Below are 11,014 nucleotides of genomic sequence, written 5' to 3'. Positions count from 1 at the left end.
TCAGCGGCTGAAGACCTCGAAGGGGACGGCGGGGATCCCGCCGAAACGCTCGCCGGCGGCGGTGACGTTCGCGGTCAGGAAGCTGCGGCAGTAGTGCTCGGGGTCCTCGTCGGTCAACGCCTCGATGTACGTGCGGTGTTCGAGCAGAGACCGCACCGAGCGCTCCAGGCCGGGCCTGGCGTCGACGGCGTGGGTGGGCGAGACGGTGCCCGCGACGGCAACCCAGCGCACCCCGTCCCAGGGGGCCAGGCCCTCCTCCGACAGCTCGGGGAAGATCCAGCGGTTGCCCGCGTCACCTGCTGCGTCCAGTGTGGCGCGGCCGACGGCGAGGTGGTCGGGGGTGTTCCACACCTGGCTGCCCCAGGTGTCACGGTGGTTGAGGGTGATGACGAGCTCGGGGCGGTACCTGCGGATGGCCGCCGCGATGTCCCTGCGTAGCGCGGGGCCGTACTCGATCACCCCGTCGCGGTGGTCGAGGAACTCCACCGTGGAGACCCCGACGACGGCGGCGCTCGCCCGCTGCTCCTGCTCGCGCAGCGGGCCGCACTTGGCCGGCTCCAGGGTGTCGATGCCCGCTTCGCCGCGGCTGGCCAGGACGTACGTCACCTCGCGGCCCGCGTCCGTCCAGGCGGCGACGGCGGCCGCGCAGCCGTACTCCAGGTCGTCGGGATGGGCGACGACGGCCAGGGCGCGCTGCCAGTCGTCGGGCATGGGCTGCAGCGGGGAGAAAGGCTCTTGTGTGGTCATACGGGCAGGATAGGCGCCGGCTCCGACAGCAACCCCCCTGAGCAGGAGCGGAGTTCACTCCTCCGCTCCTGCTCGTGCCTTCCCGCCGCGTCAGACGTCGCCACTGGCCGTGCCGGACATCGCCGCGGGCCGCGTGGGACCTCGCCGCGGGCCGTGTCAGACCTCGCCGCGGGCCAGGGCCAGCAGCCGGTCCAGTACGCGCGGCCCGCTCGCCCGCAGCCCGTCGTGCTCGTACTCGTCGGTGACCCAGGTCCGCAGCCCCCTGATGGACCGGGCGGTCTCCAGGGAGTGGGCGGTGTCGACGTACATGTCGTCGTGGTAGACGGCGGCGGCGACCGGGACCTCGTTGGCGGCGAGGCGGGCGGGGTCGTAGAGCCGCGGCCAGTCGGTGCGGGCGGCGAGGAGCTCGGCGGTCTCGCGCAGCGGGCGCAGGGCGGGGTCGCACTCGAAGTGCCAGGGGTGGATGGTCTCCCCGGTGAACAGCAGCGGGCCGCTCCCGGCCGGCGCGGTCCGGGCGTCGAAACGGGGGAACTCGGCGCGCACCCGTTCGGCACCCCACGCGGTGGGCTCGGGCCCCTGCCCGTAGAGCGACTCGTGCAGCAGCGCGTACAGGGGGTGGCCCGCGAAGGAGAGCGCGGACTGGGCCGCCTCCAGGAAGGCGTCCGAGAGATCGGGCCCCTGCGGGGTGCGGACGAAGGCGTTCTCCAGGAGGTGGTGCAGGGTGTGACTGCCTTCGCCGCTGCCCAGGACGATGCCGAGCGACTGGAAGGCCTCGGGGGTCAGGAGGTAGCCGCTGGGGGTGACGGTCTTGTGTGCGGCGAGGTGGGCGGCGATGTCCCGGGCCCGCTCGATGTCCTGCGGGTAGCGGGCGTAGTGCGCGCTCACCTTGCGCTCCACCCGGGGGTAGGCGGCCCGGTAGACCTCGGCGGCATCCGCGTGCAGCGAGGGCAGCCCGCCGGTGATCAGAACGGTGCGCAGTCCCTCGGGCGCGGTGGAGAGGTAGTGGGTGGCGCAGAATCCGCCGAAGCTCTGACCGAGTACGGTCCAGGGGGCGCCGCCGGTCAGCTGCGGGCGGATGCTCTCGCAGTCGCGGACGATGGAGTCGGCTCGGAAGTGGGCCAGGTAGTCGGCCTGTTCACGGGGACCGCCGCGCAGCGGGAGGGTCTGCCGGTTGGCCGGGCTGGAGAGTCCGGTGCCGCGCTGGTCCAGGAGCAGGACCCGGAATTCCCGGAGCGCCCTGCCCAGCCAGGCCTGGCGTCCCACGGTGCGGCGGGCGCCGAAGCCGGGCCCGCCCTCCAGGTAGACCAGCCACGGCAGGTCGCACTCCGCCCGGTCCGCGGCCACCACCTCGCGGGCGTACACCTCGATCTGCTCGCCGGAGGGGTTCGCATGGTCGAGGGGGACGGTGAAGCGGTGGTCGGTGACAACGGTGCCGGGCTGGCGGTAACTGGTCACTCTTGCTCCTGCTCACTGCTGTTGCGTGCGTTCCGGCCCAGTTCAGCACACCCTTCGCCCACCCGGACAGTCGCGGCCCGTGTGCACGGAGCCCGCACCGCTCCTAGCGTGAGTGCATGATCCGGTTCGAGCAGGTCAGCAAGGTGTACCCGGACGGCACCACCGCCGTCGACGGCCTGTCCTTCGAGGTCGCGGAGGGCGAGCTGGTCACCCTGGTGGGGCCGTCCGGCTGCGGCAAGACCACCACGATGATGATGGTGAACCGGCTGATCGAGCCGACCTCGGGCCGGATCCTGATGAACGGCGAGGACATCTCCGGCATCGACCCGGTGAAGCTGCGCCGGCGCATCGGGTACGTCATCCAGCAGGTGGGGCTCTTCCCGCACCGCACGGTCCTCGACAACACGGCCACGGTCCCCTTCCTGACCGGCTGGAAGAAGGGCAGGGCACGCGCGCGTGCCGCCGAGCTGCTGGACCTGGTCGGTCTCGACCCCTCGGTGTACGGGTCCCGCTACCCCGAGCAGCTCTCCGGCGGCCAGCGCCAACGCGTGGGCGTCGCCCGCGCGCTGGCCGCCGACCCGCCGGTGCTCCTGATGGACGAACCCTTCGGCGCCGTCGACCCGGTGGTCCGCGAGCGGCTCCAGGACGAGTTCCTGAGCCTTCAGGCCACCGTCCGCAAGACGGTGCTGCTGGTCACCCACGACATCGAGGAGGCGGTCCGCATGGGCGACCGGATGGCGGTGTACGGGCAGGGCCGCATCGAGCAGTTCGACACCCCCGCGGCCGTTCTCGGTGCCCCGGCCACGGGGTACGTGGCGCAGTTCGTGGGCGCCGACCGGGGTCTGAAGCGGCTGTCGGTCACCACCATCGAGGCGGACGACCTGGAGGAGCCGCCGCACGTGCGCCTCGACGAGCCGGTGGCCCCGGCCGCGGCCCGGCTGCGCGCGGAGGGCGCCCGCTGGGCGGTCGTGCTGAACGAGCGGGGCGAGCTGCACGGCTGGGTGTCCGCGGAGGACCTGGCCCTGGCGGGCCCGGGCGGCAGCGTGGCCGATCTGGCCCGGCGGATGGACGCCTGGGTGCCGGTCGGCTCGCCGCTGAAGCAGGCGTTCAGCGAGATGCTCCAATGGGACGCCGGATGGGTGGCGGTCCTCGACGGGGCGCGCCTGGCCGGAGTGCTGACACCGGGAAAGCTGCACGAGGCACTGCGGCGGTCGGTCGACGCGGACGTCCAGGGCGTCCCGCGCGACGCGGTGGAGTTCGACTCGGTCGCGGACGCCTGACCGCAAAGCACGCAGCCGGGTGACCGCACGGCTCCCAGCCGAGTGACCGCAAGGCACCCAGCCGGGTGCCGCATCCGCACTGGCGTGCGGCTTGTCCGTCCCGATGGTGAGAACCTCCGTGCCGGGTGTGAGTCGAGGGGCCCACGGACAGAGCTGGGGACAGCATGCGTCTGCACACTCCCTGTCGCACCGACTCTGTCGCACGGTCCCTGTTCGCTGTTTCACGCCTCACGCCGGGTGGATTCGACCTCATGAATCACATGCATCGCAGTATTCGCGTCGCTCCCGCCGTGCGCGGGGACCGGCGCAAGGCCCTGGCGGCCTGGGCCGGTGCGCGGGTCGAGGCACGCTGGTTCTCCGTCGCCGTGCTGGCCGCCATCCTCGGCAACGCCGTCCTGCTCGGCGTCGAGACGTACCCGGGCCTCGCGACGCGCTGGCAGGAGCCGCTGGCCGCCCTGGAGAACTGCTTCCTCACGCTGTTCACCTGCGAGAGCCTGCTGCGGCTGGCCGCCCACGCCGACCGCCCCCGGGAATTCTTCCGCAGCCCGTGGAACGTGTTCGACGCCGCCGTGGTCCTGCTCGCCCTCCTGCCGGTCACCGGGGACAACACCACCCTGCTGCGGCTGCTGAGGCTCTTCCGGGTGCTGCGCACCGCCCGCTTCCTGCCCCAGCTACGGGTCATCGTCACCGCTCTGGGCAAGTGCCTGCCCGGCACCGTGAGTTTCCTGATGGTCGGCACGCTGCTGCTCTACGTGTACGCGATGGTGGGCTGGTTGTGCTTCGCCGCCGCCGACCCCCAGCACTACGGGTCGCTGGGACGGGCGGTGGTCACCCTGTTCATCCTGATGTCGCTCGACGGCCTGGGCGACGCGGTGCACGCCGGTCTGCTCATCTCGCCCTGGTCGCTCGCCTATTACGGCTCGTACGTGCTCCTCAGCTCGTTCCTCCTGGTGAACCTGCTGATCGGCGTGGTCATCAACTCCCTGGAACAGGCCCGGGACACCGACCCCGCCGAGCAGGCGGAGAAGACCGCGAGAGCGAAGAGGACGGAGCAGCCCGTCCAGGGGACCGAGCCTCTGGACGCCCTGGAGGTGCGCGACCGCATTCTGGCCGCCCGGCTGGCCCTGGACGACGCGGAACGGCTCCTTCAGAGCAGCCGCTTGGACTCCAGGTAGGCCCGCGCCACGTCCTGCGGCAGCCGCCGCCAGCTGTCCACCTGCTGGTTCAGGGAGGCCAGGTCCTCGGTCGTCAGTACGGTGTTGAGCTTGCCCAGCGCCTTGACGACCCGGGGCGAACCCGCCCGCGCCCTGTTCACCACCGGGACGATGTGGTCGGCGTTCTGCAGGTGCTTGTCGTCCGCCAGCAGTACCAGCCCGAAGGCATCCAGGGTGGCGTCGGTGGTCGTCGTGAGCACCATCTGGTCCTGGCCGCTCTGCACGGCCTGTTTGGCGGGCGTGGTGCCCACACCCTTCGGGTCCACGGCGGTGATGTCGATCCCGTACGTCTTCTTCAGCCCGGGTTCGCAGTAGGGGCGCTGCACGCACTCGTCGCCCGCCGCCAGCCGTACCGGCAGCCCGGACCTGCCCAGGTCGGTGAGGGTCTTGAGGCGGTGGCGCCGGGCGTACGGGGCCGCCACCGCGAAGGCGTTCTGGTCGACGGCCCGGCCGGGGTCCAGGACGGTGAGCCCGCGTGGCACGGCCAGTTTCCGCAGCGCCCGCATGGTGGCGCCTAGGTCGGGCGAGCCGACGGGGGTGGCGTCGGCACCGTTCTTCTTGGCGTTCAGCCAGTCGGCGAAGGTGGCCGCGTACTCCGGGACGACATCGATCTGGCCGCTCTCCAGCGCGGGCTCGTACAGCTCCCGGTTGGTGACGGACAGCAGAGAGGTGCGGTACCCGGCCTTCTGGAGCAGCAGTGCGTACATCTGGGCGAGGACGTCGCTCTCGGTGAATCCGGCCGAGCCGACGGTCAGATCGTGACTGTCACCCGGCTCGGCGGTGACCTCGCCCCGGTTTTCGAGGGAGGGGCCTGTGGTGCAGGCGGTGACGGCCAGGAGCAGCAGGCCGGCCGCCGCCCGGCGGCCGGTCCCTGCCCGGTAGGGGCGGCGCTTCATCCGGCCCGCCCCCTCGCCCACTGAGGCGCACATCTCTGGGCCACCTCGAAGGCTCCTTCCACGAGGAGGGCGAACACGGCGACCAGGACGGCCCCCGCGACCACCTGTGGCGTGCTGGCGAGGTTGAAGCCCGCGGTGATGATGCGCCCCAGTCCGCCGCCGCCCGCCAGCGCGGCCAGCGTCGCCGTCGCCACGAGTTGCACGGCGGCGATGCGCACTCCGGTCACGATCATCGGCAGGGCGAGCGGCAGTTCCACGTGAAACATTACCTGTTGTCCCGTCATGCCCATTCCTTTGGCGGCCCGGACGATGTCCTGGTCGACGCCGCGCATCCCGACGTAGGCGTTGGTCAGCAGGGGCGGTACGGCGAACAGCACCAGCGCGATGATCGTCGGCCACTCCCCCTGGGTCCCCAGCGGAGTGAGCAGCAGCAGGACCAGCACGGCGAAGGTGGGAACGGCCCGCCCGATGTTGGAGATGTTCACGGCAAGGGCCCCGCCCCTGCCGAGGTGCCCGAGCACGAGGGCGACGGGCAGCGCGATCAGGCAGCTCAGCAGCAGGCAGACGACGGTGAGGAAGAGGTGTTCGCCGAGGCGGCTGAAGATGCCGCCGTCGCCGTTCCAGTGCGCGGCGTCGGCGAGCCAGTCCCAGGCCGCGGTGAGGGTGTTCATACGCGTGTCCAGGGGGTGAGCAGGCGCTGTACTCCGAGCAGGAGCAGATCGGCGGCGACGGCGATGACCACGCACAGCACGGAGGCGGTGAGGACCTGGGCCTTGAAGTAGGTGTTCATCCCGGTGTAGATGAGGTTGCCGAGGCCGCCGTGGCCGACGATCGCGCCGACGGTGACGAGGGAGACCGCCGAGACGGTGGCGATGCGGAGGCCGGCCATGGCGGCGGGCAGGGCGAGCGGCAGTTCGACGCCGAGCAGCAGCCGGACGGGCCCGTAGCCCATGCCGCGGGCGGCCCGCCGGGTCTCCTCGGGCACCGCCCGCAGCCCCGCGAGGAGGTTCCGTACGAGGAGGGTCAGCGAGTACAGGACGAGACCGGCGACGACGAGCGACGCGGAGAGCCCGTACACCGGCAGCAGCAGCGAGAACATCGCGAGCGAGGGAATGGTGTACAGCACGGTCGTCAGCCCGAGCACCGGCGCGGACGCCCAGCGCCACCGGCGGGCTGCGAGGGCCAGCGGGACGGCGATGAGCAGCCCGAGCAGCACGGAGACCGCCGTGAGCTGGAGATGCTGGAGCACCGCGTCCACGAGGATCTCGCGACGGCTGGAGAGATAGTCGCCGCAGATCCACTCGTTGCGCGCGAGGCAGTCGTCCGGGGGCGCGGTCACTCGTCCAGTCAGCACCGGGAGGCACCCGGCCGCGCGTCCTGGTGGACCGTACGGGTGCCCAGGACGCGGCCCGCGGGTGGGGCGGCGCTCCTTTTGGCGTTGACGACCCCCTTTGGTCCGTTCGGCACACCGGTGTGGTGCGCGCGTGCGTCGCGCGCGACTCTCGAAGGACGTGGCAGGCGCGCGGTACGGCCGCGGAGTGTGCGGGGCCGCCGCGTCCCGCCGGAGTCCGGAGGGAAGGAAACCGGAATGGAGAACCGCTGCACGGGTTTCGTGGATTGGTGGGACCGGGCGTCCGGCCAGGGCCGGATCGTCCCGCTCGGCTGGCAGGATCCGGTGCGGGTCCTGCGCGAGGACCTCGAGGGTGAGTGCAAGAGCCTCTCCGCCGAACAGCAGGTCTCCTTCGCGCTGGTTCTGGGAGCCGCCGGCTTCGAGGCGAAGGAGGTACGGCCTTGACACCCGGCCCCGGCCGGTTTCCCGGCGGGAAACCGGGGCGCGGCCAGGGTCCGGCCGTGGACCTCGGGCCCGGCCGGGATCTATAGGCTGGGCCCGTGGCTGGTACAGATGAACGAAATGCCCCGCGGCGGGCGCGCCCCGCGCAGGACGCCCCTGCCGAAGGCGCCGTCGACCTCCAGGCGTTCGCGGTCCAGCTGCGGCGGATGAACGGCGAGATCAACCGGCTGGCCCACGGGTTCGCGACCGGCCAGGACCTGCATCCGACCGACGTCCAGGCGCTGGCCGCGATCCTGGACTCCGAGACCCCGCTGACCCCGGGCAGGCTCCGTGAACACCTCGGTCTGACCTCCGGGGCGGTGACCGCGTGCCTGGACCGGCTGGAGCGTGCCGGGCACATCCGACGCGCCCGGGAGAGCAGTGACCGCAGGGTCGTGCACCTGTACTACGAGGTCGGCGCCCGGTCCGCCGCCCGCAGCCACTTCCTGCCGCTCGCCGAAGCGACCGAACGCGCACGCGCGCGCTTCGACACCGACGAACTCGCCCTGGTGCTCCGGTTCCTGACGGAGCTCAACAGTGAGCTGGGCGAGTTGCGCGCACCACGTCACTGAGCCGGCTCCCCCGCCTCCCGCACCGCGCCTCCCCGATCCCGTAGACTATTTCAATCATTGAGATTGTTTTTCGTTGAGATACTCTGATGACCCTGGGAGCGCGATGTCCACCGCCGCACGTTCCGCCCGCTGGCTTGTCCCCCTCGTTCTGCTGATCGCCTGGCTCGGGGTCGGCGGGAGTTTGGGGCCGTACGCGGGAAAGCTGGGTGAGGTCTCCACCAACGACCAGGCGGCCTTCCTCCCGCAGAGCGCGGAATCCACCCGGGTGATCGAGGCCCAGAAGGCGTTCCGGCAGGACGAGAGCCTGCCAGCCGTCGTCGTCTGGACGGCGGACGGGGACGCGGGACGGGCCGGCGGCGCACTCGGGGAGGAACAGCGGGCCGCCGCCACCCGCGCCCTCGCCGCGCTGAACGGCACCGAGGGCGTCGTTCCACCCGCCTCTCCGGCCTTCGCCTCGAAGGACGGCCGGGCGCTGCAGGGCGTGGTGCAGCTGCGCCCCGACCTGGGGGACCGGCTGGTGCCCACCCTGGACCGGATCAGGCAGGCCGTCGGCCAGGTTCCGGGCGCGAGGGCCCAGGTGGCGGGCCCGGCGGCCAGTCAGGCCGATCTGAAGGGGGCGTTCGCCGGAATCGACGGCCTGCTGCTCGGGGTCGCGCTGCTCGCCGTCCTGGTGATCCTGCTGCTGGTGTACCGCAGCGTGCTGCTGCCGCTGGTCATCATCATCGGCGCGGTCTTCGCCCTCGGCCTGGCCAGTGCGGTGGTGTACGTGCTCGCCGAGCACGACGTGGTGCGGGTGGACGGCCAGGTGCAGGGCATCCTGTCGATCCTGACCATCGGCGCGGCGACCGACTACGCGCTGCTGCTGACCGCCCGGTTCCGGGAGGAGCTGGCGGGCGGCCGCGATCGTTACCCGGCGGTCCGGGCGGCGCTGCGGCAGTCGGCGGGGCCGGTGACCGCGAGCGCGGCGACCGTCGCGCTCGGGCTGCTGGCGCTGCTGCTCAGCGACCTCACCAACAACCGTGCGCTGGGCCCCGTCGGGGCGATCGGCATCGTCTGCGCGGTGCTGAGCGCCCTGACCTTCCTGCCCGCGGTCCTGGCGCTGCTCGGCCGGGCCGCCTACTGGCCCGCCCGGCCGAAGGCGGCGCCCGGCTCCGACGGCGCCGACGCCGGTTCCGGTGGGCACCGCCTGTGGCAGCGGGTCGCCGCACTGGTGGACCGGTCGCCGCGCCGGGTGTGGGCTTGCGCCCTCGCCGGCCTGCTGGCCTGTGCCGCGTTCGCCCCGATGCTCTCCTCGCGGGGCGTGCCGCTCGACGAGATCTTCGTCAACGACGCCCCGTCCGTCGCCGCACAGCGCACCCTGGGCGAGCACTTCCCCGGCGGCTCCGGCAATCCCGCGGTGATCATCGCCGATGCGGGCCGGGTCGCCGAGGTGACGGCCGCCGCCGAGAAGACGAAGGGCGTGGCGGAGGCGGCGGCGGTGACCGCGTCCGGCCGCCCCGGTGGCGGTCCCCCGCTGGTGGCCGACGGCCGGGTGCGCATCAACGCGACGCTCGCGGACGCGGCCGACAGCGACGCGGCGAAGGACACGGTGGCCCGGCTGCGGGACGAGGTGCGCGCGGTCCCCGGCGCGCAGGCCCTGGTCGGCGGGTACACGGCACAGCAGTACGACACCCAGCAGACGGCCGCCGACGACCGGGCGGTGATCGTGCCGGTGGTCCTCGCGATCATCCTGGTGATCCTGGCACTGCTGCTGCGTTCGCTGCTCATGCCGGTGCTGCTGGTGGCCACCGTCGCGCTCAACTTCGTCGCCACGCTGGGCGTTTCGGCACTGGTCTTCAAGTACGTCCTGGGCATGAGCGCCACCGACTCCTCGGTGCCCCTGTACGGGTTCGTGTTCCTCGTGGCGCTCGGTGTGGACTACAACATCTTCCTGATGTCCCGGGTGCGGGAGGAGTCCCTGACGCACGGCACCCGCGAGGGCATCCTGCGGGGGCTCACCGCGACCGGCGGCGTGATCACCTCGGCGGGCGTCGTCCTCGCGGCGACGTTCGCTGCGCTCGTGGTGATCCCCCTCGCCTTCCTCGTGCAGATCGCGTTCATCGTGGCCTTCGGCGTGCTGCTCGACACGCTTCTCGTGCGCTCGCTGCTGGTGCCCGCGCTGGTGCGCGACATCGGACGGAAGGCGTGGTGGCCCGGTGCGCTGAGCCGCGAACCGGCCGCCGGGCGGAAGACGGGGTGACACCTGCGGCCCGGGCTCCGTGGGACGGCTGCCCGGGCGGCATGTCACTGTGGGGCCATGACGATCGAAGTGCGTCCGGCGTCGGTCTTCGAGGACGTCCGTGCCGTGATCGGCCCGAAGTCCCCCGGGGCCAATGTCTGCTGGTGCCTCAGCTACCGGCTCCCCGCCGCGCTCAACAACACGCTGCGCGGGCCGGCCAGGGGCGAGTACATGGCCGCGCTCTGCGCCGAGCAGCCGCCGCCCGGTGTGCTCGCCCACGACGACGGCGAGCCGGTCGGCTGGGCGGCGGTGGCACCGCGCGCCGGCACCTCCTTCGCACGCAGCCGCAGCATTCCGCACGTGGACGACCTGCCGGTCTGGTCGCTGTGGTGCATCCGGGTCCGCCCCGGGCACCGCAAGCGGGGCATCTCGCACGCACTGATCGCGGGCGCCGTCGAGTTCGCGCGTGAGAGGGGCGCACCGGCCCTGGAGGCCTACCCGCTGGACAACGGCGGAGCGCGGGTCGACCTGACGATGGCGTACGCCGGACTGCGCAAGAACTTCGAGCGCGCCGGCTTCGTCCACGCCGCCGACACCACCTCCGTACTGGCCGGACACCCCCGCATCCTCATGCGCCACGACCTGGGCCGGACCGGTGCCGCGCCGGCGCGCCTCGCCGCCCAGCAGCATCAGGTCCGCGGCGGACTCCGCGCGCAGCGGGCGCACCTGGCGTAGTGGAATGTTCAACCAGGGTGGGGTGTTGGAGGGGGTGAACGCCTCGGCTCCGCGACCGGAACCGGG

At 72.4% G+C, this 11,014-nt stretch carries 11 protein-coding genes; 6 read left to right on the top strand and 5 right to left on the bottom strand.

The window, feature by feature from the left end; all coding sequences use genetic code 11:
* Both ACFWVV_RS21265 and ACFWVV_RS21260 read right to left on the bottom strand, forming a co-directional pair.
* A complete protein-coding gene (locus tag ACFWVV_RS21265) occupies positions 1-747 on the bottom strand; it encodes a PIG-L deacetylase family protein (protein ID WP_384353551.1) in 747 nt (248 codons plus the stop codon).
* A gap of 156 nt (positions 748-903) precedes the next feature.
* Positions 904-2,202 (bottom strand): alpha/beta fold hydrolase, encoded by a 1,299-nt coding sequence (locus ACFWVV_RS21260; protein ID WP_384353554.1) that lies wholly within the window; start codon positions 2,200-2,202, stop codon positions 904-906.
* A 116-nt stretch (positions 2,203-2,318) separates the two neighbouring features.
* On the opposite strand from ACFWVV_RS21260, the gene ACFWVV_RS21255 reads away from it, so the two are divergent.
* Positions 2,319-3,482 carry an ABC transporter ATP-binding protein gene (locus ACFWVV_RS21255; RefSeq protein ID WP_384353557.1) on the top strand — a complete coding sequence of 388 codons (1,164 nt, stop codon included), beginning with the start codon at positions 2,319-2,321 and terminating at the stop codon, positions 3,480-3,482.
* A 260-nt stretch (positions 3,483-3,742) separates the two neighbouring features.
* Positions 3,743-4,657: an ion transporter gene (locus ACFWVV_RS21250; protein ID WP_384353560.1), complete on the top strand. Its 915-nt coding sequence runs from the start codon at positions 3,743-3,745 to the stop codon at positions 4,655-4,657.
* Here ACFWVV_RS21250 and ACFWVV_RS21245 read toward each other — a convergent pair.
* Genes ACFWVV_RS21245 through ACFWVV_RS21235 form a run of 3 tightly spaced genes read right to left on the bottom strand, consistent with a single transcriptional unit; the run spans position 4,630 to position 6,931 of the window.
* The gene (locus tag ACFWVV_RS21245) at positions 4,630-5,592 is read right to left on the bottom strand and encodes an ABC transporter substrate-binding protein (protein WP_384353676.1); all 963 of its coding nucleotides are present in this window, start codon (positions 5,590-5,592) and stop codon (positions 4,630-4,632) included. The genes ACFWVV_RS21250 and ACFWVV_RS21245 overlap by 28 nt on opposite strands.
* Positions 5,589-6,263 (bottom strand): ABC transporter permease, encoded by a 675-nt coding sequence (locus tag ACFWVV_RS21240; RefSeq protein WP_384353563.1) that lies wholly within the window; start codon positions 6,261-6,263, stop codon positions 5,589-5,591. Before ACFWVV_RS21240 ends, ACFWVV_RS21245 begins: the two co-directional genes overlap by 4 nt.
* Entirely contained in the window at positions 6,260-6,931 is a 672-nt protein-coding gene (locus tag ACFWVV_RS21235) for an ABC transporter permease (protein WP_384353678.1), read from the bottom strand. The genes ACFWVV_RS21240 and ACFWVV_RS21235 overlap by 4 nt, the downstream gene beginning before the upstream one ends.
* Before the next feature lie 249 nt (positions 6,932-7,180).
* Here ACFWVV_RS21235 and ACFWVV_RS21230 point away from each other — a divergent pair, with 249 nt between their 5' ends.
* From ACFWVV_RS21230 to ACFWVV_RS21215, 4 genes are all read left to right on the top strand, one after another.
* On the top strand, positions 7,181-7,387 hold the full coding sequence (locus ACFWVV_RS21230) for a cold shock domain-containing protein (protein WP_384353566.1): 207 nt from the start codon (positions 7,181-7,183) through the stop codon (positions 7,385-7,387).
* Positions 7,388-7,482: 95 nt separating this feature from the next.
* Positions 7,483-7,995, top strand: coding sequence for a MarR family winged helix-turn-helix transcriptional regulator (locus ACFWVV_RS21225; RefSeq protein ID WP_384353569.1), 513 nt, complete (start codon positions 7,483-7,485; stop codon positions 7,993-7,995).
* A 103-nt stretch (positions 7,996-8,098) separates the two neighbouring features.
* Positions 8,099-10,234: an MMPL family transporter gene (locus ACFWVV_RS21220; RefSeq protein WP_384353572.1), complete on the top strand. Its 2,136-nt coding sequence runs from the start codon at positions 8,099-8,101 to the stop codon at positions 10,232-10,234.
* 57 nt (positions 10,235-10,291) lie between these two features.
* Positions 10,292-10,948, top strand: coding sequence for a GNAT family N-acetyltransferase (locus ACFWVV_RS21215; protein ID WP_384353575.1), 657 nt, complete (start codon positions 10,292-10,294; stop codon positions 10,946-10,948).
* Positions 10,949-11,014: the final 66 nt, after the last annotated feature.

It is taken from the genome of Streptomyces sp. NPDC058663 (genome assembly GCF_042716745.1).
Taxonomy (GTDB): Bacteria; Actinomycetota; Actinomycetes; order Streptomycetales; family Streptomycetaceae; genus Streptomyces.
The sequence above is the reverse complement of the archived record's forward strand: the minus strand, read 5'-3'. Positions and strand labels throughout refer to the sequence as shown.

Bases quoted from the DNA above. Each gene is read 5' to 3' on its own strand.
- ACFWVV_RS21265 (WP_384353551.1), bottom strand. From the start codon at position 747: ATGACCACACAAGAGCCTTTCTCCCCGCTGCAGCCCATGCCCGACGAC.
- ACFWVV_RS21240 (WP_384353563.1), bottom strand. From the start codon at position 6,263: ATGAACACCCTCACCGCGGCCTGGGACTGGCTCGCCGACGCCGCGCAC.
- ACFWVV_RS21250 (WP_384353560.1), top strand. From the start codon at position 3,743: ATGCATCGCAGTATTCGCGTCGCTCCCGCCGTGCGCGGGGACCGGCGC.
- ACFWVV_RS21230 (WP_384353566.1), top strand. From the start codon at position 7,181: ATGGAGAACCGCTGCACGGGTTTCGTGGATTGGTGGGACCGGGCGTCC.
- ACFWVV_RS21215 (WP_384353575.1), top strand. From the start codon at position 10,292: ATGACGATCGAAGTGCGTCCGGCGTCGGTCTTCGAGGACGTCCGTGCC.
- ACFWVV_RS21245 (WP_384353676.1), bottom strand. From the start codon at position 5,592: ATGAAGCGCCGCCCCTACCGGGCAGGGACCGGCCGCCGGGCGGCGGCC.
- ACFWVV_RS21220 (WP_384353572.1), top strand. From the start codon at position 8,099: ATGTCCACCGCCGCACGTTCCGCCCGCTGGCTTGTCCCCCTCGTTCTG.
- ACFWVV_RS21255 (WP_384353557.1), top strand. From the start codon at position 2,319: ATGATCCGGTTCGAGCAGGTCAGCAAGGTGTACCCGGACGGCACCACC.